24 protein-coding genes, 1 tRNA gene and 1 pseudogene are annotated in these 23,996 nt (G+C 67.3%); 4 read left to right on the forward strand and 22 right to left on the reverse strand.

Features of this window, described 5'->3' with window-relative positions; genetic code table 11:
- A partial coding sequence (locus tag ACIKT0_RS02040; RefSeq protein ID WP_407103754.1) for a septal ring lytic transglycosylase RlpA family protein occupies positions 1–811 on the reverse strand: 811 nt, incomplete at its 3' end.
- A 309-nt stretch (positions 812–1,120) separates the two neighbouring features.
- Between ACIKT0_RS02040 and ACIKT0_RS02045 the strand changes: the two genes are divergently transcribed.
- Positions 1,121–1,210: transfer RNA gene (locus ACIKT0_RS02045), tRNA-Ser, on the forward strand.
- Positions 1,211–1,375: 165 nt separating this feature from the next.
- On the opposite strand, the gene ACIKT0_RS02050 is transcribed toward ACIKT0_RS02045, so the two are convergent.
- The 19 genes from ACIKT0_RS02050 to rpoZ all read right to left on the reverse strand — a co-directional run bounded on the left by ACIKT0_RS02050 (position 1,376) and on the right by rpoZ (position 20,087).
- Positions 1,376–2,020 (reverse strand): outer membrane protein, encoded by a 645-nt coding sequence (locus ACIKT0_RS02050; RefSeq protein ID WP_183394137.1) that lies wholly within the window; start codon positions 2,018–2,020, stop codon positions 1,376–1,378.
- 159 nt (positions 2,021–2,179) lie between these two features.
- Entirely contained in the window at positions 2,180–3,133 is a 954-nt protein-coding gene (locus tag ACIKT0_RS02055; protein ID WP_407103755.1) for an NAD(P)H-dependent flavin oxidoreductase, read from the reverse strand.
- Between the two features lie 66 nt (positions 3,134–3,199).
- The gene (gene lipA, locus ACIKT0_RS02060; RefSeq protein WP_407103756.1) at positions 3,200–4,180 is read right to left on the reverse strand and encodes a lipoyl synthase; all 981 of its coding nucleotides are present in this window, start codon (positions 4,178–4,180) and stop codon (positions 3,200–3,202) included.
- 130 nt (positions 4,181–4,310) lie between these two features.
- Entirely contained in the window at positions 4,311–4,568 is a 258-nt protein-coding gene (locus ACIKT0_RS02065) for a GlsB/YeaQ/YmgE family stress response membrane protein (protein WP_407103757.1), read from the reverse strand.
- Between the two features lie 85 nt (positions 4,569–4,653).
- Positions 4,654–6,093 (reverse strand): dihydrolipoyl dehydrogenase, encoded by a 1,440-nt coding sequence (gene lpdA, locus ACIKT0_RS02070; RefSeq protein WP_407103758.1) that lies wholly within the window; start codon positions 6,091–6,093, stop codon positions 4,654–4,656.
- Positions 6,086–6,694: a nucleoside 2-deoxyribosyltransferase gene (locus ACIKT0_RS02075; protein WP_407103773.1), complete on the reverse strand. Its 609-nt coding sequence runs from the start codon at positions 6,692–6,694 to the stop codon at positions 6,086–6,088. Before ACIKT0_RS02075 ends, lpdA begins: the two co-directional genes overlap by 8 nt.
- Positions 6,695–6,696: 2 nt before the next feature.
- Entirely contained in the window at positions 6,697–7,077 is a 381-nt protein-coding gene (locus ACIKT0_RS02080; RefSeq protein WP_407103759.1) for a tautomerase family protein, read from the reverse strand.
- A gap of 40 nt (positions 7,078–7,117) precedes the next feature.
- Positions 7,118–8,467 carry a pyruvate dehydrogenase complex dihydrolipoamide acetyltransferase gene (locus ACIKT0_RS02085; protein WP_407103760.1) on the reverse strand — a complete coding sequence of 450 codons (1,350 nt, stop codon included), beginning with the start codon at positions 8,465–8,467 and terminating at the stop codon, positions 7,118–7,120.
- 96 nt (positions 8,468–8,563) lie between these two features.
- The gene (locus ACIKT0_RS02090; protein ID WP_407103761.1) at positions 8,564–10,042 is read right to left on the reverse strand and encodes a pyruvate dehydrogenase complex E1 component subunit beta; all 1,479 of its coding nucleotides are present in this window, start codon (positions 10,040–10,042) and stop codon (positions 8,564–8,566) included.
- A gap of 67 nt (positions 10,043–10,109) precedes the next feature.
- Positions 10,110–11,183 (reverse strand): pyruvate dehydrogenase (acetyl-transferring) E1 component subunit alpha, encoded by a 1,074-nt coding sequence (pdhA, locus tag ACIKT0_RS02095; RefSeq protein ID WP_407103762.1) that lies wholly within the window; start codon positions 11,181–11,183, stop codon positions 10,110–10,112.
- Between the two features lie 152 nt (positions 11,184–11,335).
- The gene (locus tag ACIKT0_RS02100) at positions 11,336–11,668 is read right to left on the reverse strand and encodes an FtsB family cell division protein (RefSeq protein WP_407103763.1); all 333 of its coding nucleotides are present in this window, start codon (positions 11,666–11,668) and stop codon (positions 11,336–11,338) included.
- 13 nt (positions 11,669–11,681) lie between these two features.
- On the reverse strand, positions 11,682–13,499 hold the full coding sequence (locus ACIKT0_RS02105) for a potassium/proton antiporter (RefSeq protein ID WP_407103764.1): 1,818 nt from the start codon (positions 13,497–13,499) through the stop codon (positions 11,682–11,684).
- Between the two features lie 160 nt (positions 13,500–13,659).
- Entirely contained in the window at positions 13,660–14,589 is a 930-nt protein-coding gene (era, locus tag ACIKT0_RS02110; protein ID WP_407103765.1) for a GTPase Era, read from the reverse strand.
- Complete coding sequence (rnc, locus tag ACIKT0_RS02115) at positions 14,586–15,296, reverse strand: ribonuclease III (protein WP_407103766.1); 711 nt, start codon at positions 15,294–15,296, stop codon at positions 14,586–14,588. Before rnc ends, era begins: the two co-directional genes overlap by 4 nt.
- Entirely contained in the window at positions 15,293–16,057 is a 765-nt protein-coding gene (gene lepB / locus ACIKT0_RS02120) for a signal peptidase I (protein ID WP_407103767.1), read from the reverse strand. The genes rnc and lepB overlap by 4 nt, the downstream gene beginning before the upstream one ends.
- Positions 16,058–16,151: 94 nt before the next feature.
- Positions 16,152–16,553 (reverse strand): holo-ACP synthase, encoded by a 402-nt coding sequence (gene acpS, locus ACIKT0_RS02125; protein WP_407103768.1) that lies wholly within the window; start codon positions 16,551–16,553, stop codon positions 16,152–16,154.
- Positions 16,550–17,305 carry a pyridoxine 5'-phosphate synthase gene (locus ACIKT0_RS02130; protein ID WP_407103769.1) on the reverse strand — a complete coding sequence of 252 codons (756 nt, stop codon included), beginning with the start codon at positions 17,303–17,305 and terminating at the stop codon, positions 16,550–16,552. The genes acpS and ACIKT0_RS02130 overlap by 4 nt, the downstream gene beginning before the upstream one ends.
- A gap of 21 nt (positions 17,306–17,326) precedes the next feature.
- Positions 17,327–19,540, reverse strand: coding sequence for a RelA/SpoT family protein (locus tag ACIKT0_RS02135; RefSeq protein WP_407103770.1), 2,214 nt, complete (start codon positions 19,538–19,540; stop codon positions 17,327–17,329).
- 160 nt (positions 19,541–19,700) lie between these two features.
- Positions 19,701–20,087 carry a DNA-directed RNA polymerase subunit omega gene (gene rpoZ, locus ACIKT0_RS02140; protein ID WP_183394154.1) on the reverse strand — a complete coding sequence of 129 codons (387 nt, stop codon included), beginning with the start codon at positions 20,085–20,087 and terminating at the stop codon, positions 19,701–19,703.
- Positions 20,088–20,260: 173 nt separating this feature from the next.
- Between rpoZ and ACIKT0_RS02145 the strand changes: the two genes are divergently transcribed.
- Both ACIKT0_RS02145 and ACIKT0_RS02150 read left to right on the forward strand, forming a co-directional pair.
- Positions 20,261–20,848 carry a LabA-like NYN domain-containing protein gene (locus ACIKT0_RS02145; protein WP_407103771.1) on the forward strand — a complete coding sequence of 196 codons (588 nt, stop codon included), beginning with the start codon at positions 20,261–20,263 and terminating at the stop codon, positions 20,846–20,848.
- A gap of 20 nt (positions 20,849–20,868) precedes the next feature.
- Positions 20,869–21,540 carry a uracil-DNA glycosylase gene (locus ACIKT0_RS02150; RefSeq protein WP_407103774.1) on the forward strand — a complete coding sequence of 224 codons (672 nt, stop codon included), beginning with the start codon at positions 20,869–20,871 and terminating at the stop codon, positions 21,538–21,540.
- Here the strand turns inward: ACIKT0_RS02150 and smpB are convergent.
- Both smpB and dapA read right to left on the reverse strand, forming a co-directional pair.
- Positions 21,537–22,013, reverse strand: a complete 477-nt coding sequence (gene smpB / locus ACIKT0_RS02155; RefSeq protein WP_183394156.1) for an SsrA-binding protein SmpB — start codon at positions 22,011–22,013, stop codon at positions 21,537–21,539. The genes ACIKT0_RS02150 and smpB overlap by 4 nt on opposite strands.
- Before the next feature lie 13 nt (positions 22,014–22,026).
- Positions 22,027–22,959 carry a 4-hydroxy-tetrahydrodipicolinate synthase gene (gene dapA, locus ACIKT0_RS02160; RefSeq protein WP_407103772.1) on the reverse strand — a complete coding sequence of 311 codons (933 nt, stop codon included), beginning with the start codon at positions 22,957–22,959 and terminating at the stop codon, positions 22,027–22,029.
- A 46-nt stretch (positions 22,960–23,005) separates the two neighbouring features.
- Here dapA and ACIKT0_RS02165 point away from each other — a divergent pair.
- A pseudogene (locus ACIKT0_RS02165) lies at positions 23,006–23,996 on the forward strand (hypothetical protein); the annotation flags it as partial.

The following is a 23,996-nucleotide window of genomic DNA, read 5'->3' on the forward strand; positions in this document are numbered from 1 at the left end:
CGGCCGCCGCATAGGCGGTCGCCGCCGGGGCCTGCGCGGGCTCGGCGACGGGCTCCGCCGCAGGCGCAGCGCTCGCCATCAGGGTCTCCGCCGAGACGCTGACTTCCGAAGCGAGTTCCGCGTCCTTCACGGGCTTGAGCGAAGCCATCTGGACGCCTTCCGGCGTTCCGGGACGGCCGAACTCCTGATAGGTCGCGAGAAGTTTCTCGTCGTCGCGGCCGGAGAGAGGCGCGAGCCCGATGTAATCCAGCTTCACATTGCCCACGCCATCGCCGCGGAACCCGAGCACCTCGGCCGCGCGGCGCGAGACGTCGATCATGCGGCCTTTGTGATAGGGGCCGCGGTCATTCACCCGAACGACGATCGAGCGGCCGTTCTTGACGTTGGTGACCCGCACGTAGGAGGGCAGCGGCAGGTTCGGGTGAGCGGCGGTGAAGCCTTTGAGGTCGAAAGTCTCGCCGTTCGCAGTGGGACGGCCGTGGAAGGCGGCTCCGTACCAGGACGCGAGGCCGACCTGTGGACGCTTCCGCGTGGTCGCCGTTTTCTCGGCCACAATGTAGCGCTTCGCGCCGGCCGGCCGCTCGGCGTTCGCAGCAGCGGCGACCTGCTCGGGCGGAAGCTGGGTCGCCAGCGCGGCGGGCTCGGCGGCCGCGACCTTGGCCCCGTTATGCGCGGAGCATCCTGCGAGCAGGCCCGACAGCGCCAGGAGGCCCGCCGCCGATGATACGGAACCCAGTTTCGCCGAGCGGCGCCATGAACTTGTGGGGGAACTGTGACGCTTCGCGTTAAGTCGTGCCGCCCCAGCGTTCATGCCATTTTCCCCGTTAAGCCGGCGGAGATTGCACGCGGCAGACCTGTAGATCAAGTCTGACTCGCGAAGCCGAGACCCTAAAAGGCCCCGGCGCATCCCCCGAATCGGTCCCGCATATGTGTCGGAACCGTCACTCTGAGTTGGCAAAATGGTCGCGCAATTGCGGCGGCAATGGGGCGTGACAATAAAGCCTCAACCATATCCCTTAACCGGTGATGAGGAATTTGGAGAGAGTCAGCCGGATCGGAACTGCGGCTTGCGGCCGTCAGGTCAGAAACGCTAAATGCGCGGGCGCGCTTCGGCGATCGCGGAAGGGTGGCCGAGCGGTTTAAGGCAGCGGTCTTGAAAACCGCCGTGCGGGTGACCGTACCGTGGGTTCGAATCCCACCCCTTCCGCCACTTCGCAAATCAGATTGGCTTCAGGGCCGCGTCCGACGACGCGGCCACAACGTCGCGTGGCTCGCTGACAGACCGCGCGCGGCGACCGGAAGAAGTCGGCTCCGCACCAACAGAAAAGCCCGGACGCTTGCGCGCCCGGGCTCTTCATTGCGTAGCGGATAGAGCTTACCAGCCGAACTTGTAAGCGACGCCCGCCATCACGCGATGCTCGCTGTAGTCGGCGCGGCCACGAGCGCCGCTGAAGCTGAAGCTGTCCTTGCCGTAGTCGGCGTAGCGGTAGTCGGCGCGGACCGAGACGTTGTCGGTCGCGGCGTACTCGAGGCCACCGCCGACGGTCCAGCCGACAGCGGTCTTGCTGTCCTTGCCGAAGCCCGCGACGCGCACCTTGCGGTCGGCGTAGGCGATACCGCCGGCGCCGTACACCAGGAAGTTCTCGAACGCGTAGCCGAGACGGGCGCGGGTCGCGCCGTTCCAGCGCGTCTGAGCCTTCACGCCACCCGACTTGTCGTCGATGTCGGCGTAGTTGAAGTCGGTCTCGATACCGACGACGACCGGCGAGTTGTCGAACTGGTAGTTGTAGCCAGCGTAACCGCCGACGACGAAGCCCTTCGGCTTGATGCCGCCGATGTTGGTGTCACCCCAGCTGTAGCCGCCCTGGATACCGATATACGGACCGGTCCAGCTGAAGGACGGCACCGGCGCCGCGACGGCGGGAGCCGGCTCGTAAGCGGGGAGATCGGCCGCGGACGCAGCCGACGCGAAAGTCAGCGCCGCCACAGAGGCCGCGCCGAGAACGATATTGCGGATCATTTGGTTACCCAATCAAGTTGGACGCGAACCCCGATGGCGGTGCGCGATGATCGGTAAATGACCTCCCTGAGCGCCGTTGTCGACCACCGGTTTGGTCTTCCTTTCGGGGTGAGGACTTTCTGCAACTATGCTCCTAAGAGAGCCTTAATTTTGAGACATCTACTTGCCGCAGAGTCGCCTTTTCGTCGCCATATATTCTAAAGAAAGCCTTTCGACGAGCGTCGAAACCTGGGGCGCATCAACGATTGCGCCAAGGCCCTGGCCGGCGCCCCATATGTCCCGCCAGGGCGTCGCAGAGGCGGCGAAGTCCATGCGGCTCTTGGCGGTCTCATCCAGCCGGTCGGGATCCATGCCGGCCGCCGCTATGGAAGGCTTCAGATAATTGCCCGCGACGCCGGTGAAGAGCGCGGTGTAGACGATGTCGCTCGCCGCCCCATCGATCAGCATCTGCTTGTATCGCCAATCGGCGTCGGCCTCCTGCGTGGCGATGAAGCGGGTGCCGATATAGGCGAGGTCCGCGCCCAGCGCCTCGGCTGCGAGAATCGCTGCGCCGCTGGCGATCGCCCCTGAAAGCGCGATCGGTCCATCGTAGAACGCGCGAATCTCTTGGAGCAGCGCGAACGGGCTCACAGTCCCGGCGTGGCCGCCCGCGCCCGCGCAGACGAGGACCAGCCCGTCCACGCCGGCCCTGATCGCCTTCTCGGCGTGTCGGACGGAGATCACGTCATGAAACACGATTCCGCCCCAGCCATGGACCGCCGCCACGACTTCGTCAGGGGGACGAAGCGAGGTGATGACGATAGGGACGCGGTGCCCCTCGCAGACGCGCATGTCGTCCGCGAGGCGGACGTTGGAGGCGTGCACGATCTGGTTCACCGCGTATGGCGCGACCGGAGCCTCCGGGTTGGCCGCGGCGAATTCGGCGAGCTCTCGCCCGATCCGTTCCAGCCAGACTCCGAGCATCTGCGGAGGACGGGCGTTCAGCGCGGGAAACGCGCCCACGATTCCCGCCTTGCACTGCGCGATCACCAGGTCCGGCCCTGACACGATGAACATCGGGGCGCCGATCACCGGCAGCGACAGACGGCCTTGCAGTATCGGCGGAAGAGGCATGGTGGGCCCGGAGGGAGGACGCGGCCAGTCTAGCTGCGGGAAACCGGACGGCGGAACCCGCGTGCCCTACTCCGCCGCCAGAACGGGGCCTTCCGAGGCTTTCGCGGCGCGGGCCGCGCACAGCTTCTCGAAATCCTCTCCCGCATGATGCGAGGACCGCGTCAGCGGGCTTGCTGAGACCATCAGGAAGCCCTTGGCGTAGGCGATGGTCTCCAGCGAGGCGAACTCCTGCGGCGGCACGAAACGCTCGACCCTGTGATGGCGGCGCGTGGGCTGGAGGTATTGGCCGATCGTGAGGAAATCGACCTCCGCCGACCGCAGATCGTCCATCAGCTGGAGCACCTCGTTCCGCTCCTCCCCGAGACCGACCATGATGCCGGACTTGGTGAAGATCGTGGGATCGAGCTCCTTCGCGCGCTGCAGCAGCCGGAGCGAGTGGAAGTAGCGCGCGCCGGGGCGCACCGTGAGGTAGAGCGACGGGACGCATTCGAGGTTGTGGTTGAAGACGTCCGGCCGCGCTTCGATCACGCGCTCCAGCGCCCCGTCCTTGCGGAGAAAATCGGGGGTCAGCACCTCGATGGTCGTGGCCGGGCTTGCGGCTCGGGTGGCCTCGATCACCTCGGCGAAGTGGCGCGCGCCGCCATCCGGCAGGTCGTCCCGGTCGACGGAGGTGATCACGACATGGAGCAGGCCGAGCTTCGCCACGGCTTCCGCGACCCGCGCAGGTTCGGCCGCGTCCACGGCCTCCGGCAGACCGGTCCGCACGTTGCAGAAGGCGCAGGCCCGCGTGCAGGTGTCGCCCAGGATCATGAAGGTGGCGTGCTTTTTCGACCAGCATTCGCCGATGTTCGGGCAGCCTGCCTCCTCGCAGACCGTCACGAGCTTGTTGGACCGGACGATCTCCTGGGTCTCGCGATAGACCGGCGAGCTCGGGGCGCGAACCCTGATCCAGTCCGGCTTGGCGAGCGCCTCGCTTTCGGGGCGGTTGGCCTTCTCAGGATGCCGGGGGCGCGGGGCGCCGTGGGTGCGGTCGAGCACCGTGACCATGGCTCGAGGCGTGTCCTGTTTCGCAGCTGAAAGCCGCAAAGAGAAAGGGAGAGCGGGCTCGCCCGCTCTCCCTAAACTTAGTCCATGGCTGGCCGCGCGTCGATGCGCCCGCCAGCGCGCTGGAAGCAGGTCAGGCCGTGCGGCCGCGCACCATCCGCCACACCCAGATCAGCAGACAGGCGCCGATGATCGCGATGACCGACTGCCAGATCCAGCCATCCGGCGGGATGACGCCCAGCATCCTGAGGATTGCATTCAGGACGAGCGCGCCCACGATCCCGAGGATGATGTTCATCATCACCCCCATTTCGGATTTCATGATCTGCTCGGCGATCCATCCGGCGATGCCGCCGAGAATGATCGCCATAATCCAGCCGACGCCTTCCATGAAGCAGACTCCCCTGCGTGTTCCATCGGAATAGAGAACCGGGAGCCGACCGGAGCGTTCCGCCTCGGCGCAAAAAACCCGCGCGTCAGGTGTGAATCACGCGGCCATAGGCGTCCAGAACGCTCTCATGCATCATCTCGGAGAGCGTCGGATGGGGGAACACGGCGTGGATGAGCTCCTCCTCGGTCGTTTCGAGATTCATGGCGATGACGAAACCCTGGATGAGCTCGGTGACCTCAGCGCCGACCATATGGGCGCCGAGCAGCTGGCCGGTCTGCGCGTCGAAGATCGTCTTCACCAGACCTTCGGGCTCGCCAAGCGCGATCGCCTTGCCGTTGCCGCTGAACGGGAAGCGCCCGACCTTGATCTCGCGGCCCTGCTCGCGGGCCTTCTTCTCGGTCAGCCCGACTGAGGCGATCTGGGGATTGCAGTAGGTGCAACCCGGGATCTTGGCCTTGTCCATCGGGTGGACCGGCAGGCCTTTGATGCCCTCCACGCAGATGACGCCCTCGTGCTCCGCCTTGTGGGCGAGCATCGGCGGGCCGGCGACATCGCCGATGGCGTAGACGCCCTTCACGTTGGTGCGCCCAAGTCCATCCGTGACGATGATCCCGCGCTCGGTTTTCACGCCGAGAGCCTCAAGACCGAGGTTCTCGATGTTGCCGACCACGCCCACAGCCGAAATGACGCGCTCGACCTTGATCGTCTCGGTCTTGCCGTCGCTGGTCTCCACCGTCGCGGTCACGTCGTCCGCGCCCTTGTCGAGCTTGGCGACCTTGGCGCCGGTGAGGATCCGGATGCCCTGCTTCTCGAAGCGCTTGCGGGCGTGGGCCGCGATCTCCTCGTCCTCGACGGGCAGGATCTGAGGCAGCACCTCGACCACCGTCACCTCCGCGCCCATGGTGCGGTAGAAGCTCGCGAACTCGATGCCGATGGCGCCGGAGCCGATCACCAGGAGCGACTTCGGCATCCGGTCGGGGACCATGGCCTCGAAATAGGTCCACACCAGCTTTCTGTCGGGCTCCAGACCCGGCAACGCGCGCGGGCGCGCGCCCGTGGAGACGATGATGTTCCTGGCCTGGTAGGTCCCCTCCCCGAGCGCGCCCTTCGGCGGCGGAGCGGGAGGTCCCAGCACCGACTTCTTCGGCGGAACGACCTTCACCTCGCCGGGCTTCGAGATCGTGGCTTCGCCCCAGATGACGTCGATCTTGTTCTTCTTCATCAGGAAGCCGACGCCGCCGTTGAGCTGCGCCGACACCCCGCGCGAGCGCTTCACCACGGCCGCCACGTCGAAGCCGACCTTCTCGGCGGTCAGGCCGTACGCTTCGGGATGCTGGAAATAGTGAAAGACCTCCGCCGAGCGGAGCAGCGCCTTGGTGGGGATGCAGCCCCAGTTCAGGCAGATTCCGCCGAGGTGCTCACGCTCGACCACCGCCGTCCGGAAGCCGAACTGGGCCGCGCGGATCGCAGCCACATAGCCGCCCGGGCCGCCGCCGATGATGAGGACGTCATAGGGTTCAGCCATTGGTTCGCGCCGCCTGTCGCTGCTCTACGAGCGCCCCGGCGGAGCCGCTCCTGTTGCGGAGAATGCGCGCCGCCTCGGCGACGCAGGCCTCGAACACGCTGAGATCCGTCAGCGGAAGGGCCGCGCTGGGTTCAGCGCGAAGGAAGGCGCCGCCGGAGCGCCGCACGGCTTCGGCCAGCATCAGGTTTTCGGGCAGGTCGAAGTCCTCCACGGCCATGCCATCCTCGTGGAAGGGCCGCTCTCGGCGGGTCTCCTTCGGTCGATCGCCCATCACCCTGTCGCGCAACACGCGCGGATCGTTCGAATAGGCGAAGACCGGCTTGCCCATGGCGAAGGCCAGGCCGACCTCGAACGCGACGCCGACATCGCCACTGGCGCCGCGGAATGGAGTGAGGTTGGCCAGCACGAGGTCGCAGGCTTCGATCATCCGCAGGTTTCCGGCGAACAGGGAGGCCGGGGACGGTTCTTCGCCCGGGACCAGATCATTCTCGCAAGGGTCCAGCCCCTCGAAACCGTGCCGCCGGCAGATCGCCTTCTTGCGCGCCGCCAGCGCCGCCGGCTCCGGCAGGAAAACCTCCGGCCCTGCGAGATAGGCCTTCATCGTCACACGTATTGCGCCACGCCGTCGCCGAAGGACCAGTTCTCCTTCTTCACCTCGACGAGGTTGATGATGACATTGTTCGGCTTGACGCCTGCAGCGCTCTCGAAGCGTGCGGCGATGTTCCGGTAGAGCGCCTGCTTCAGTTCGGTGGAACGCCCTTCGTTGGCGGTGATCTGGACGATCACGAGGTCGTCGTCATGCGCGATGTCTAGATAGCTCGCCGCGTAGACGAACTCGGACTTGTCGTGCTCGTGGACCAGGATGAACTTGTCGTTCTCCGGCACGTTGAAGACCTCCCGCAGGGCCTCGTAGACGCTCTCCGCCATGGCGCGCTTATGGGCTTCGTTGCGGCCCTTCAGGAGCGAGATTCGGACGAGCGGCATAGGTCTTCCTTGGGTATCGAGGGCGCGCGGTCAGGCCGCGTCACGCCAGCATCGCGATCGGCTTTTCGATCAGCTTCTTGATTTCGGCGACCAGCGTCGCGCCGAGCGCGCCGTCGACCGCGCGGTGGTCACAGGACAGCGTGACGCTCATGACCGTGGCGACCCGGATCTTCGAGCCGACGACGACGGGCCGCTTCTCCCCCGCGCCGACCGCCAGGATCGTCGAGTGCGGCGGATTGATCACCGCCGTGAAGTCCTTGACCCCGTACATGCCGAGATTCGACACCGCCGTCGTGCCGCCCTGATATTCCTCCGGCTTGAGCTTGCGCTCCCGCGCGCGGGCGGTGAGATCCTTCATCTCCTTCGCGATCGCCGAGAGCGTCTTGGTCTCGACGGCGCGGATGATGGGGGTGATGAGGCCGTTGTTGGGCAGGGCGACAGCCACGCCGACATCCGCATGCTTGTGGCGCAGCATCGCGCCCTCGGTCCAGGTGACGTTAGCGTCCGGCACCCGCGACAGCGCTACGCCGAGCGCCTTCACCACGATGTCGTTGACCGAAACCTTCCAGGCGGGCTTGCCATCCTTTTCGGGCGCAGCGGCGTTCACCTGCTCGCGAAGCGCCAGCAGGTCGTCGATGACGCAATCGACCGTCACGTAGAACTGCGGCACGGTCTGCCGCGCCTCCGTCATCCGGCGCGCGATCGTCTTCCGCATGCCGTCGTGCGGGATCTCTTCGTAGGAGCCCTCCGGGAACAGCTTGCGGACGGCTTCGTCGGAAACCGGCGCCGGGGCGGAAACGCCCGCGCGGGCTTCCTGGGCGGGCGCCTTTTCTCCGCCGCCGGCGGCCTTCGCCTTCTCGACATCGGCCTTGACGATGCGCCCATGGGGGCCTGAGCCGGACAGCGCCTTCAGGTCCAGGCCGGCGTCTTTCGCGAGCCGGCGCGCGAGCGGGGATGCAAAGATGCGCTCGCCCGTGTCATGCCCGTTCGCAGCCGGCTGCCTTGGCTTCGCTTCGGCCGCAGGCGCCTCGTCGTGCGCGGACTCTGATGGGCCGGACGGCTCCGGCGCCGCCGACTCCGTTTTGGCGGCCTTGGGCTTAGCATCGGCCTGCGGCTTCGCCGTCTCGCTCAGCGCGCTGTCGTCCTCGCCCTCGCCCAGCAAAATCGCGATGGGCTCGTTGACGGCGACGTCCGCCGTGCCTTCCGGCACCACGATCTTGCCGATCCGGCCTTCGTCGACCGCCTCGACCTCCATGGTGGCCTTGTCGGTCTCTATCTCTGCGATGACGTCGCCGGACCGGACCTCATCGCCCTCCTTCACGAGCCACTTGGCGAGGTTGCCCTTCTCCATCGTGGGCGAGAGGGCGGGCATCAGGATATTGGTCGGCATCGGTCTTCAGGCCTCTTCAGAAGGCTTCTGTGGCGTCTGTCGCATCGAACCGAAAGGGGATCGCCAGGAGGACGGCGACCGCCTTCGATCTGGCCGTCATGACCGGTAGCAGACCGCTTTCGCCGCCTCGACCACCTCGGCCACGCTCGGCAGAGCAAGCTTTTCGAGGTTCGCCGCGTAAGGCATCGGCACGTCCTTGCCGGAGACCCGCGTCACGGGCGCGTCGAGCCAGTCGAAGGCGCGCTCCATGATCCGCGCCGCGATCTCGGCCCCGACCCCGGATTGCGCCCAGCCCTCCTCGACCGTCACGCAGCGGCCGGTCTTCTTCACCGACGCGATGACGGTGTCGGTATCCATCGGCCGCAGGGTCCGCAGGTCGATGACCTCCGCCTCAATCCCGTCCTTGGCGAGTTCCTCGGCGGCCTTCAGCGCGTAGGTCATCCCGATCGACCAGGCGACGATCGTCACGTCCTTGCCCGGACGGGCGATCTTCGCCTTGCCGATGGGCACGAGGTAATCGTCGAGCTTCGGCACCGGAGAAGACTGGCCGTAGAGGATCTCGTTCTCGAGGAACACGACCGGGTTCTCGTCCCGGATCGCCGCCTTGAGCAGGCCCTTGAAGTCGGCGGCCGTGTAGGGCGCCACGACGATCAGCCCGGGAACGCTCGAATACCAGGCGGAGTAATCCTGGCTGTGCTGGGCTGCGACGCGCGCCGCGGCGCCGTTGGGACCGCGGAACACGATCGAGCAGTTCATCTGCCCGCCGGACATGTAGTGGGTCTTGGCGGCCGAATTGATGATCTGGTCCATCGCCTGCATGGCGAAGTTGAAGGTCATGAACTCCACGATCGGCTTCAGGCCGGCGAGCGCTGCCCCGACCCCGACGCCGGCGAAGCCGTGCTCCGTGATCGGCGTGTCGATCACCCGCTCCGGGCCGAACTCGTCCAGCAGGCCCTGGCTGACCTTGTAGGCGCCCTGGTATTCGGCGACCTCTTCTCCCATCAGGAACACGCGTTCATCGGCCCGCATCTCTTCGGCCATGGCGTCGCGCAGCGCTTCGCGGACGGTGAGGGAGACCATCTCCGTCCCCTCCGGCACGTCCGGCTCCGGCGTGGCCTCGGGTTGCGGAGGGGCGGCTGCGGCCGAGCCCGCCGCCTTCGCCTCCTGCGGGGACTGCTTGCCCCCCGCCTCGTCCTTCGCGGCGCCCTCCTCCGCGGACTTGGCGGCGGCTTCTCCGCCTGAAGTCGGCTCATCCGCCGGAGGTTCGGCGTCCGTCTTCTGCTGCTTGGCGCCCGCCTGGGCGCCGCCGTCGCTCAACGCGCCCGCGTCTTCCCCCTCTCCGAGGATCAGCGCGATCGGCGTGTTCACCCTGACGTCCTCGGCGCCTTCCTCGATCAGGATCTTGCCGAGCGTGCCCTCGTCGACCGACTCCACCTCCATGGTGGCCTTGTCGGTCTCGATTTCGGCGATCACGTCGCCGGACTTCACCGCGTCGCCCTCCTTCTTCAACCACTTGGCGAGCTTGCCCGCCTCCATGGTCGGCGACAGCGCCGGCATGAGGACTTCGATCGGCATGGGGGAACGTCCCTCTATCTTACAAGTCTTCTTGTCATCGGCCGCCCTCGGGAGGCGGCCGCGCCGGTCAGCGCAGGACGTCGGTCCACAGTTCGGAGGGGTCAGGCTCCGGATCGGAGCTCGCGAACTCGGCGGCGGCGTTGACGATGTCACGCACCTCCTTGTCGACCGCCTTGAGGTCGTCCTCGGTGGCGTGGCCTTCCTCGATCAGGCGCTTGCGAATCTGCTCGATCGGGTCGTGCGTCTCCCGCATCTTCTGGACCTCTTCCTTCGACCGGTATTTCGCCGGATCGGACATGGAGTGGCCGCGATAGCGGTAGGTGATCATCTCGAGGATATAGGGGCCATTCCCCTCGCGGGCATATTTCACCGCCCGCTCGCCGGCGGCCTTCACCGCGCGCACGTCCATGCCGTCGACCTGCTCGCCCGGTATGTCGAAGCTCGCGCCGCGATGGGACAGGTTGGTCGTGGAGGAGGCTCGCTCGACGGACGTCCCCATCCCGTACTTGTTGTTCTCGATCACATAGACGATCGGCAGCTTCCAGAGCTTCGCCATGTTGAAGCTCTCGTAGACCTGGCCCTGGTTGGTCGCGCCGTCGCCGAAATAGGCGAGCGTCACCTTGCCGTTCTTCCGGTACTTGTTGGCGAACGCCAGTCCGGTGCCGAGGGAGACCTGCGCGCCCACGATGCCGTGGCCGCCGTAGAAATGCTTCTCCACGCTGAACATGTGCATGGAGCCGCCCTTGCCCTTGGAGTAGCCGCTGCGGCGCCCGGTGAGCTCCGCCATGACGCCCTTCGGGTCCATCTCGCAGGCGAGCATATGGCCGTGGTCGCGATAGCCGGTGATCACCTGGTCGCCGGGCGTCAGCGCCATCTGCATTCCGATGACGACCGCTTCCTGCCCGATATAGAGGTGGCAGAAGCCGCCGATCAGACCCATTCCGTAGAGCTGGCCAGCCTTCTCCTCGAAGCGGCGAATCAGCAGCATCTCGCGATGCGCATGCAGCTCCTCGTCTTTCGAGAAGGTCATGGCCGCATCGTCGGAGCCGTGGGCTCCCGGCTGCGCCGAACTGGCGGGTTTTGCGGCCTCGGAGGCGCTTTCGCGCTTCGGCGACTGCTTCTTGGCGGCTGTGGCTGCCATAAGGGTCCCTGGTTTTTTCCTCTTATTTTCTGAGGAAGCTACCGCGCGGGCACGACGAAGGCGAGACGCGTCCTCGCGAGCGGCTTCCACCCCCGATGTGACAGATGATCGACGAAAGTAGCAAGGGGGCGGCGGAGATTCCGCCCATGCGCTCAGTGCGCCTGGATCACCCGGTCATCGCGCCGCAGCCAGCCGAGATCCGCCCGCGCCCGCTCGTCCAGGAGATCGGGGTCAAGCCGGTCGGTGCTGAGCAGGTCTATCCGGTGTTCGATCGCGGCGCGGTCGGCCTTCACCGCCGCAAGTTCGGCCGTGAGTTGCTGGACCTCGAGCTCGGTGGAGCGGCTCGCGACGAGCCCGTGAGCGCCGGTGTAAGCCTGCTGGCCGAAATAGCTGACCGCGCCTGCGGCGACGATCCACAGGGTGAGCTGTGCGGCGGCCATGCGCCAACGGGTGCGGACGATCATGCCGCGAGAGTAGCCAACCATGGTTTCCGATCCGTTACGCGGCGCGCTTGAGCCTGTGTCGGAGGCGGCTCGCGACGCGCGCCAGCGATCCCCTGGGGCCGCGTCCCCGGGCGCCGTCGGAGTCGAGCGGTGAGGAGGGCTCCTCCTCGTCCTCGAGCCTGAGTCCGGCCCGGATCACGCGGCCCTCGTCGACGCCACGGACGATAAGGGTGGCGGGCCCAAACTCGGCGACGTCGCCAAGCTCCGGCCGGCTCTCGAAACGGCTCGCGAAGAAGTCCGCCACCGTTCGGTCCCGCTCCTCCGGCGGAACTTCCAGACCATAGAGTTCGGCGAGCGTCGCGAGCGCCGCGTCGCCCCGCAGCGGAAACTCGCCAAGGGCCGGACGCGCGCGCCCCGCTTCGGTCGAGGTGAAGAGCCCGTCCAGTTCCGCCACCCGTTCGGGGGCGGCGAGGAAATAGCCATAGTCGCCGGGCTTGAGGCTGCCCGCCTCCGCGGGGTCGAGGATCTCGTTCGCTCGAACCACCATGATGGGCCGCGCCCAACGAGGCACCGAATCCCGCGCGAGGATCGGGCAGTTCGGCGTCACGGCGTAGCCGACCATCTCCTGCGCGAGCTGGCCGGGAAGGTCGATCTCGACCCTGTTCACGGTGCGGAGCGTCTGGCGGACCGCGAGGTTCAGCCGGCGCGCGAGCGGCGGGATCGTCCAGCCCTGCACGATCAGGGAGATGATCACCACCACGAAGGCGACGTTGAAATAGATCTGGGCGTTGGGCGCCTGGGCGAGCGTCGGAATCGCCGCCAGGAAGATCGAGACCGCGCCGCGCAGGCCGACCCAGCCGACGAAGGCCATCTCGCGACGAGAGAAGCCGAAAGGCGCGAGGCATATGGCGACAGCCACGGGCCGGCCGATGAAGATCAGCACCAGGGCGATCGCGATTGCTGACGGCACCGTCGGCAGCAACTGCGAAGGCGTCACCAGCATGCCGAGCACGATGAACATGACGATCTGGCAGAGCCAGGTGACCGTGTCGTGGAAGGCGATGATGCTCGGCAGGGCTCGCACCTTCCGGTTGCCCACGACGATTCCGGCCAGATAGACGGCCAGGAAGCCCGAGCCATGCAGCACCGCCGCGAGCGAGAAAAGCGCGACCGCGCTCGCCACCACGAACAGCGGATGCAGGCCGGACGGAAGCTCGACCTTGTTGAGCACGAAAGCGAGCGCGAAGCCGCCCGCGACGCCGGCCGCCGCCCCGATCACGGCCTCCTGGAGGAAGTGGCCGAAGATCGACAGACCGGTGTCCCCGCCTCCCGCCGAGACCAGTCCCACGAGCATCACCGTGAGGAAGACGGCGATAGGGTCGTTCGTGCTCGATTCGATTTCCAGCGTCGCATTGACCCGCCGCTGCAGCTGCAGGCCGCTTGATCTGATCAGGAAGAACACGGCGGCGGCGTCGGTCGACGCCACCGTGGCGCCGACCAGCAGCCCCTGGAGCAGGGTGAGATCGAGCGCCCAGGCGGCGAACGAGCCCACGATCCCCGCGGTGAGCACGACCCCCACGGTGGCGAGCATCACGGCGGGCGCCACCGCGCCCGTGACGTGGGACAGGCGCGTGCGGAGGCCGCCGTCAAACAGGATGATCGCGAGCGCGAGCGAGCCGATGAGGTAGGTGAGCCGGTAGTTGTCGAAGGCGACCCCGCCCGGCCCGTCCTGGCCGGTGGCCATCCCGATGACGAGGAAGACGAGCAGCAGCGGCGCTCCGAAGCGCGAAGCGACGAGCGACGACAGGATGCCGACCAGCATCAACGCGGAGCCGAACAGCAGAACCGCGTTGACGATGGTTATGTTTTCCATGTCCCCCGACATAGCTCAGGACGTGACGCATCGCGCGCCCGCGCGGACCGCAGGCGTCGTCCGAGCGCCGAAGCCTCAGATGGAAGACAGGAATCTCACCGACGATTGCCGCCAGATCAAGGCGAAGGCGCGCGCGCCGACAATTTTGACGCGTGGTCCGTCAGGACTTGGGGAATTCGAGTCCCATCTCGCGATAACGTTCGGGATCGTCCGCCCAGTTCTCGCGCACCTTCACGAACAGGAACAGGTGAGCCTCGGCGTCGATGATTTCCGAGATCTCCTTCCGCGCTTCGGTCGAGATCTGCTTCACGGTCTGGCCGCCCTTGCCGATCACGATCCGCTTCTGGGTCTCGCGCTCGACATAGATCGTCTGTTCGATTCGGACGGAGCCGTCCTTGCGCGTCTCCCACTTCTCGGTCTCGACCGTGGAGGCGTAGGGCAGTTCGTCGTGCAGCCGGGCGAACAGCTTCTCCCGGGTGATCTCGGCGGCGAGAACGCGCAAGGGAAGATCGGAGACGTCGTCGGCTGGATAGAGCCACGGGCCGGCCGGCATCTCGTCCGCCAGATAGGCGACCACGTCGCGCACGCCGTCGCCAGTCAGAGCCGAGACCATGAAGACGCGGTCGAAGCCGACCCGAGCCGTCGCCTCCTGGGCGATAGCCAGCAGCGACTCGCGGCGCACCAGGTCGATCTTGTTGAGCAGCAGGATTTTTCGCCGGGGAGCCTCGGCGAGTTTGTCGAGGATGGCGACGTTGGCCTCGTCCAAACCTTTGCGGGCGTCGATCAGCAGCGCGATCACGTCGGCGTCCGTCGCCCCGCTCCACGCCGTGCTGACCATCGCGCGGTCGAGCCGACGCTTCGGCGGGAAGATGCCCGGCGTGTCGACGAACACCACCTGGGCCCCGTTCTCGATGACGAGCCCGCGCACCAGCGCGCGCGTGGTCTGCACCTTGTGGCTGACGATCGAGACCTTGGTCCCCACAAGCTGGTTCACCAGGGTCGACTTTCCGGCGTTCGGCGCGCCCACGAGCGCGACGAAGCCGCAGCGCGTCGCGCCCTCCTCTGCCTGCGCTCTCTCCTCGTCACTCATTCGACATTCCCTGGCAGCTTGCCTTCCTTGACGAGGAGCGCACGAGCGGCCGCCTGTTCGGCGATCCGCTTCGATGGGCCCTCGCCTTCCGCTTCCGCGAGTCCCTCAACGAGGACGGCGACGCGGAATTGCGGGTTGTGGTCGGGTCCCGACCGTTCGATCTCTCGGTAGCTGGGCGTCGCCAATCCGCGGCCCTGCGCCCATTCCTGCAACTCGGTCTTCGGATCCCGGAGTGGACGGCGCGGCGCCAGCATGCGGGGCCGCCAGAACCGCTCGACCAGCGCGGCCGCCGGCTCGTACCCGCCGTCGACATGCACCGCTCCGATCACAGCCTCGCAGACATCCGACAGGATAGCGATCTTCTTCCGCCCGCCGGAACTGGCCTCGCCCTGCCCCAGCCTGATGAAGGGACCGAGGTTCATCGCGTCGGCGACCTCGGCGCAGGCCTCCGCCCGCACGAGCTCCGCCAGCCGGCGGGAAAGCTCGCCCTCGTCGGCCCTCGGGAACTCCGCGATCAACATCGACGAGATCGCCAAGCCGAGCACCCGGTCGCCGAGAAACTCGAGCCGCTGGTAACTCCCCAGCCGTCCCTCGGATGATTTGGCCGCGCTGATATGAGTCAGCGCCCGGTCGAGAAGCGAGGGATCGGCGAAGACATGGCCAAGACGCGCCTCGAGCTCCTGGCGCGCGACGGCGGGCCGTTTCATTCGAGCAGCGTTCCGATCCGCGACCAGCGCACGCTCCAGGGCCATTTCCAGAAGGCCCAGGCGTGCTCGCCCCTCTCCACCGAGAAGAACAGGATCTCGGCGCGGCCGACCAGGTTCTCGACCGGCACGTAACCGACCGCCGACTGGACACGGCTGTCGGTGGAGTTGTCGCGGTTGTCGCCCATCATGAAGAGGTGGCCTTCAGGCACCTCGTAGACCGGCGTGTTGTCGAGGAAGCCGTTCGGGTCCATGTCCAGGACATCGTAGGACACGCCATTGTCGAGGGTCTCCCGATAGCGCGGGATGTGGCGGGCGGCTCCGCCCTCGCCCTCGATGTAATCCTCCGGCAGCCGGACCTTCGGCACCGGCTTCCCGTTGATGTGAAGCACGCCGTCGATCATCTGGATCCGGTCGCCCGGCAGCCCGATCACCCGCTTGATGTAGTCGGTCCAGCCGTCCTGCGGCACCCACACCTTGAACACCGCGATGTCGCCGCGCTTTGGAAGCGCCCCGAACACGCGGTCCGAGAAGATCGGCGGGCTGAACGGCAGCGAATGATGGCTGTAGCCGTAGGCGAACTTGTTCACGAACAGGTAGTCGCCGACGAGGAGCGTGTCCTCCATCGATCCCGAAGGGATGTTGAAGGGCTGGAAGATCAGCGTCCTGATGATGACCGCGATCAGCAGCGCCTGAGCGCAGATCTTGACGATCTCGGCGAAGCCGCCCTCGGCGGCTTGCTTCTTTTCAGTCGTCGCGCTCATCGCCGTCTCGTCTGGAATGGGCGCCGTCTTGCGACGCGAAGGCGTGATAGACCCCGCGCCGCCGGGTGGCAATCGAGGCGGGACGTCGCTCCGTTCACGCCTTCGGGCTTGCGCTGATGACGACGACCGCCGCGGCCAGCGGCTCCTCGTCCGTAAGTGTCAGATCGATGCGCGCCTCATAGCCCGGCGGCGTCATCCGCTCGAGGTGCTCCCTGGCGCCTCCGGTCAGCGCCAGAGTGGGCCGCCCGGAGGGGAGATTGACCACGCCCATGTCGCGCCAGAAGGTGCCGTTGCGGAAGCCGGTGCCGAGCGCCTTGGCGCAGGCCTCCTTGGCCGCGAAGCGCTTCGCGAGCGTCGCGGCGGGGGCGCCCTTGGCGAAGGCGCGCTTGCGCTCGACGTCGGTGAACACCCTTTGGAGGAAGCGCTCGCCGAACCGATCGAGAGTGCGCTCGATGCGGCGGACGTCGCAGAGGTCGTTCCCGATCCCGAGGATCATGCCGCGGCCCTCCGCCGGCCCCGCGCGATAGCGCTCTTCATCGTCCGGACCGCTTCCGGAAGCCCCACCGCCAGCGCCTCGCCGATGAGGAAGTGGCCGATGTTCAGTTCCGCGATTTCGGGCAGTCCCGCGATCATCTCCGCGCTGACGTAGTCCAGTCCATGGCCGGCATGGACCTCGAGTCCGATCTGCGCCGCGCGCGCGGCTGCGCTGGCGAGCCGCTCGAACTCCCGCGCCGCACGGTCCGCCTGATCGGCCGCGAGCGCTTCGCACCACGAGCCGGTGTGCAGCTCGACGATCGCGGCTCCGAGCTCCGCGGCGACCTCGAGGGCCGCGAAATCGGGTTCGACGAACAGCGAGACGCGCACTCCCGCCGCGTCCAGCCGCTCCACGACCGGCGTCAGCTGGGCGCGCTGTCCGACCACGTCGAGCCCGCCTTCGGTGGTTCGCTCCTCGCGCTTCTCCGGAACCAGGCAAGCCGCGTTCGGCTTCACGCGGAGCGCGATCGCCAGCATCTCTCCGGTCGCCGCCATCTCGAAGTTCAGCGGCCTGTCGATCTCCGCCCGGAGGCGGTCGATGTCGAGATCCCTGATGTGACGGCGGTCCTCCCTGAGGTGCGCCGTGATGCCGTCGGCGCCCGCGTCCGCGGCGAGCCGCGCGAACCGCACCGGATCCGGATGCGCGCCCCCGCGAGCGTTCCGCACCGTTGCGACGTGATCGATGTTGACCCCGAGTCTGACGTGACCAGCCATGTTGTCCTTTCGCCGCGAGGCTCAGCCGTTGACCCGCTCGACGTCGCTGACGACCGGGGCCTGCCTGAGATCGGAGATGATGGCGCCAAGATGCTTGGCGTCGAACACTCCAAGGTCGAACCGGATCTCATGGAAATCGGGCGAACGCGAGAGCATGCGGACGTCGTCGATGTTCGCTTCGTAATTGCTGATGATGCCGGAGATCAGCGCCAGCGATCCAGGCTCGTTCATCGACGTCACCTTGATGCGGACCGGAAAGCGCTCCCGCTTCGAGAAGTCGACGTCCCAGCGCACGTCGAGCCAGCGGTCCGGCTGATCGTCGAACGCCTTCAGGGCCGGCGACTGGATCGGATAGATCGTGATGCCCTGCCCTGGATCCAGGATGCCGACGATGCGGTCGCCTGGGACCGCCCCGCCGTCCGGAGCGAACCGGACCGGCAGGTCGCCGCGCAAGCCACGGATCGGCAGGGAAGGCAGCGTCCCATCTCCCGATTCCCCGCCCGGAGCCTTGAAACGGAGGGCGCCGGCGTGGTCGAGGCCGAACCACCCGCTCTCCGGCGCCAGAACGCCTTGGGAGGTCTGGGAGCGGTCATCCTTCACGTCCGGATGGACGGCGCGCACGACGTCGATCGAATGCATCTCGCCCCGGCCGACCGCCGCGAGCACGTCTTCCACGGAGTTGCGCGCGAGCCGGTGCAGGAACGCCTTGAGGCGATCCTCCGCGAATGTCTTGCCGGCGCGCTCGAAGGCGCGCTGCACGATCTGGCGGCCGAGGCCTGCATACTGCGCTCTTACCGCCGACCGGGTCGCCCGGCGGATCGCGGAGCGCGCCTTGCCTGTGACGACGATCGACTCCCACGCGGCCGGCGGCACCTGCGCCTCGGACCGGATGATCTCGACCTCGTCGCCATTGTTCAGCGGCGTCACGAGGGATTCGCTCCGCCCGTTCACCTTGCAGCCGACGCACTCGTTACCGACGTTGGTGTGCACCGCATAGGCGAAGTCGATGGGCGTCGCGCCGCGGGGCAGCGCGATCAGCCGCCCCTTCGGCGTGAAGCAGAACACCTGATCGTTGAACAGCTCGAGCTTGGTGTGCTCGAGGAACTCCTCAGGGTTGTCGCCCTCCGCGAGCAGTTCGACGGTCCGACGGAGCCAGCCATAGGCGCGGCTTTCACGCGCGAAGCTGTCCGGCTCGGCGGTCGACGCATCCTTGTAGAGCGCATGCGCCGCGATGCCGTACTCCGCCAGCCGCTGCATCGCCTCGGTCCGGATCTGCAATTCGACGCGCTGGTGTCCCGGCCCGACGATCGTGGTGTGGATCGACCGGTAGTCGTTCGCCTTCGGCGTCGAGATGTAGTCCTTGAAGCGCCCCGGCACTGTCGGCCAGCCGGAGTGGAGCGCGCCGAGCGCCCGGTAGCAGTCAGGCACGTCGCCCACCACGACGCGGAAGCCGAAGATGTCGGAGAGCTGCTCGAACGCGACCGATTTGCGCTCCATCTTCCGCCAGATCGAATACGGCTTCTTGGACCGCCCGCTGATCTTGGCCGGGATGCCGAGCGCCTCGAACCGCGCCTCGAACTCGCGCTGGATTTCCGCGATCGCGTCGAGATTGCGTTCGGCCAGCCGATTGAGGCGTCCGAGGATGGTGTCATAGGCGTCCGGGAAAAGCGTCCGGAAGCAGATGTCCTCGAGCTCCTCGCGCAGCGCCTGCATGCCCATCCGGGCGGCGAGCGGCGCATAGATGTCGAGGGTCTCCTGCGCGATCCTGGCGCGCTTCTCCGGCGGCACGAAGTGCAGCGTCCGGAGATTGTGCAGCCGGTCGGCGAGCTTGACGAGCAGCACCCGCACGTCCGCCGCGATCGCGAGCAGGAGCCGCCGCAGATTCTCGGCCTGCGCGGCCTCCTTGGTGACCAGGTCAAGACGCTTGAGCTTGGTCAGGCCCTCGACCAGCTCGCCAATCTGCGGTCCGAACAGCGCGTCGATCTCGCCGCGGGTGGCGTCGGTGTCCTCGATCGTGTCGTGCAGCAGAGCGGCCACGATCGTGGCGTCGTCCAGCCTGAGATCGGTGAGGATCGCGGCGACTTCGAGCGGATGGGAAAAATAGGGATCGCCGGAGGCGCGGGTCTGCGCGCCGTGCGCCTTCATGGCGTAGACGTAGGCGCGGTTCAGGAGCGCCTCGTCGGCGTTGGGATTGTACGCCTTGACGCGCTCGACGAGCTCGTATTGCCGCATCATGGGGCGAGGACCGCCGAAGGTGACGCCGCGCGAAGCGCGCGGGCCCGGGAAATATCGTGACCGCTGCCGCGCCGCACAAGAATTTTGGGCCAGGACGCGAAAGCGCCGCGCGCGGTGGAGCCGCGGCGGCGCTTCGGAACGATCGATGAGCAGCTTGCGCTTACTCTTCGTCTTCGGTCTCGGCCGGGGGCACGAGGCCTTCGAGGCCGCGCAGCAGGTCCTCTTCGGTCATGCGATCGAAGGCGACGTTGCCGTCGTCGGCGGGCTGCCCTGCCGTGCCGGCGAGCGCCGGAACGACCTCTGCCTCGGGCTCGTCGACCTCGACGTATTTCTGCAGCGAATGGATCAGATCCTCACGCAGATCGTCCGGCGCGACGGTCTCCTCGGCGATCTCACGCAGCGCGACGACGGGATTCTTGTCGTTGTCGCGATCAATGGTGATCGGCTGACCGGCCGAAATGAGCCGGGCGCGGTGACCGGCGAGCAGGACCAGATCGAAGCGATTCTCGACCTTGTCGATGCAATCCTCGACAGTGACGCGGGCCATGGGGCCGCCGCTCCTCTCATTGCGATTTGCAGGGATGAAGGCGGTCTTTACCGCGCGAGCGTTCCCGTGGCAAGGACCATGGGGCCTGTGCGCGCTTCGCCCGGCTCCGCCCCAGGACGTCAGCCGGACGAGGCGTCGCGCTCCCCAGGACCCTACGAAAGACCGCTACTCACATGTTCTATTCTGATGAGCGTCTGGGCCTTTTCATCGACGGCGCCAACCTCTACGCGACCGCCCGCGGCGTCGGCTTCGACATCGACTTCCGGCGCCTGCTCCGCGAGTTCCAGGGGCGCGGCTATCTGATCCGCGCCTATTATTACACCGCCCTGGCCGAGGACCTCGAGGTCTCCACGATCCGTCCGCTGATCGATTGGCTCGACTACAACGGCTATACGGTCGTGACCAAGCCCATCAAGGAGTTCACCGACTCTCAGGGTCGGCGGAAGGTGAAGGGCAATCTCGACATCGAGCTCGCCATCGACGCACTTGAGCTCGCCGACAAGCTCGATCACATGGTGCTGTTCTCGGGCGACGGTGATTTCACTCCGCTGGTCGCGGCGATGCAGCGGCGCGGCGTGCGGGTGACCGTCGTGTCGACCGTGACGACCCAGCCGGCGATGATCGCGGACGATCTTCGGCGGCGCGCCGATCACTTCCTCGACCTCGCCGATCTCTCTGCCAAGATCGGGCGAGATCCGGCGGAACGCGTCGCTCGGGAGGCCCGGCGGCAGGCCGCGGTCGACACGATGCCCCAAAGCTGACGGGCTGGCTGATGTCGGCCATGACCGGCGCGGAGGCCGCCGGGCCTCCGCGCGACTGTCCGTTGTGTCCCAGGCTTGCGGCGTTCCGCGACGAGCAGCGGGCGCGCTTCTCCGACTGGCACAATGCGCCCGTCCCCTCCTTCGGGCCGCCCTCCCCGCGGCTGCTGATCGTGGGGCTTGCGCCCGGCCTCCGGGGGGCCAACCGGACTGGCCGCCCCTTCACCGGCGATTACGCCGGCGACCTGCTGTACGCGACGCTGCTCAAGTTCGGTTTCGCGGTCGGAACCTATGAGGCTCGTCCCGACGACGGTCTGAGGCTTGTCGAGACGCGCATCGTCAACGCCGTCCGATGCGTGCCGCCGCAGAACAAGCCCGAGCCATCAGAAATCCGCACATGCCGCAGCTTCCTGGAGCCCGAGCTTGAGGCGGCGACTGAAGGCGCGGCCGTGGTGGCGCTGGGCCGGATCGCGCATGACAGCGTGGTGCGGGCGCTCGGCTTCAAACTGAAGGACGCTCCGTTCGGACACGGAGCGGAGCACGCGCTCGGCCGGCTGCGCCTCTTCGACAGCTATCACTGCTCCCGCTACAACACGAACACGGGCGTGCTGACGACCGGGATGTTCGAGGCGGTGTTCGGCCGGGTCGCGGCGCATCTCGAAGGCGCAGGCGCCCTTGCGGCGCCCCGCCCCTAGCCCCGGTCCCGCATGATCCGGGCCTTGTCGCGGTTCCAGGTCCGCTCCTTGTCGGCCTCGCGCTTGTCGTGGAGCTTCTTGCCGCGCGCGAGCGCGATCTCCACCTTCGCCCGCCCGCGATCGTCGAAATAGATCTTCAGCGGAACGACCGTCATGCCCTCGCGGGTGACGGCGCCGCTGAGCTTGTTGATCTGGTTGCGATGCAGCAGCAGCTTCCGCGGCCGTTTGGTCTCATGGTTGAAACGGTTGGCCTGCAGGTACTCGGGGATGTAGGCGTTGTAGAGATACATCTCGCCATTGTACTCGCCCGCGTAGGACTCGCCGATCGTGGCCTTGCCCTGCCGCAGCGACTTCACCTCGGTGCCGACGAGAGCGATGCCGGCCTCGATCGTGTCGCCGATCTCGTAGTTGTGGCGGGCCTTGCGGTTGTCCGCCACGATCTTGAACCGTGGGTTCGGCGCCTTCGCGTTCATGGCTGCATGCCGTTCAACGGCCCGCGACGGCCCTGACGCCCTGGGCCGTCTCGTCCGCGGAGATCAGCCCGGCGTGCAGCATCGCGGCGCGCACCTTGGTTCGCGCGCCGTCGCTGCAGGGAACCATGGGAAGGCGCATCGCCTCAGAGCACCGGCCGAGCATCGCGAGCGCGACCTTCGCCGGGCCGGGATTGGTCTCGCAGAAGAGGTCCGTGTGCAGCGGCATCAAGCGGTCCTGATAGGCCAGCGCAGAGCGGAAATCGCCAGCGATGCACGCTTCCTGGAACGCGGCGCACAGGCCCGGCGCGACGTTGGAGGCCACGGAGATGCAGCCATGGCCGCCATGCGCCATGAAGCCCAGCGCGGTCGCGTCCTCGCCCGAGAGCTGAATGAAGTCCGGGCCCATCGCGGCGCGCTGGAGGCCGACCCGCGCGACGTTCGCGGTGGCGTCCTTGACGCCGACGATGTTCGGCAGCTCGTAAAGCCGCGCCATGGTCTCCACCGACATGTCGATGACCGACCGCCCGGGGATGTTGTAGATCAGGATCGGCAGGCCGGTGGCCTCCGCCACGGCGCGGAAGTGCGCGTAGAGCCCCGCCTGGCTCGGCTTGTTGTAGTAGGGCGTGACGATCAACAGTCCGTCAGCCCCGTCCTTCTCGGCGCGCCGGGCGAGCGACACCGCCTCCCGCGTGGAGTTCGAGCCCGCCCCCGCGATCACCGGGACGCGGCCCTTCGCCTCCTCCACGCACCAGCGCACGACATCGTTATGCTCGTCATGGGTGACCGTCGGGCTTTCGCCGGTGGTGCCCATCGGCACCAGGCCATGCGTGCCCTCCGCGATCTGCCAGTCGACCAGCGAGCGGAACGAGGCTTCGTCGAGCGAGCCGTCCTCCAGCATGGGAGTGACGAGGGCGGTGATGGAGCCGTGGAAGATGGGGAGGGTCATTGCTGGACGTCGTCTCAGGACCAGCGACGAGGCGAGCGGGTCCGCGATGGAGGGCCGCGACGCCTTGAGGTCGTCACGTTCGCCCGACTTGTACTCGCGCGGAGAGCCGACGGAAAGCCCACTTCCGTTAGCGGCGGCGCAACAGGCCGATCCGCTTAGGTTAGCCTTTCGTAAAGTCGATCAGGAGAAACTGGGCCATCCGATCCCTGCCCCCAGCGCCCGAACCCGACAGAGAGCCATGTCTGCGTTGAACGCCCTCCGTTGCGGAGTCGCCGTCCTCAGCTTGCTCGCGGCAGCGCCGCATTCGATCGCCGCCGAGGCGGACGCCGATCCAACCTCGACCGCCACATTGTCTTCGGCGGAGATCGTGGTCGCCTATGACACCACGACGACCGGCGCCATCTCGGCGAGCTCGCGCGCGGCGCCCAGCGCCAGCGTTTCGGCGAGCGACGTCGCCCAGATCCGCGCGGCAATCGCTGCCTTCGAGCGCGGCGACGTCGCCGGCGCGCGGGCCTTGCGGGCCACGCTCCGGGACCCTGGCGCAGTCGCGTTGCTCGACTGGCTCGGCATCCGCCTCGCGTCCCGCCAGATCGGCTTCGCGCAGATCGACGCTTTCTACCGAGGGCATCGCGACTGGCCGATGGCCAGCTGGGTGAGGCGGCGCGCCGAGGAAGCGCTGTGGCTCGAGAACGTGTCTCCGGCCACGGTCCGGGGCTTCTTCGCCGCCAACGGCCGCCCTGAGCGCGCGGAAGGCAAGCTTGCGCTGGCGCGCGCCCTGCTCGCGGCCGGCAACAAAGAGGCGGCGGCCTCGATCTCCCGCGAGGCGTGGCGAAACGAAGAGCTCGGCGGCGCCCTGGAGGGGCAGGCCTACGCCGCGTTCTCGAGGTTCTTCACCGCGGCCGACCATCGCGCCCGGGCCGAGAAGCGCTTTCTGGCGGACGAGGTGGACGCTGGCCTTCGGGCGGCCACCCGCGCGGGCCTTGGCGACGGCGAGGTAGGCGCCGCCCGCGCGGCGGTGATCCGCAAGCTGCCGAACG

This window comes from Hansschlegelia beijingensis (genome assembly GCF_045505405.1).
Classification (GTDB): Bacteria; Pseudomonadota; Alphaproteobacteria; order Rhizobiales; family Methylopilaceae; genus Methylopila; species Methylopila beijingensis_A.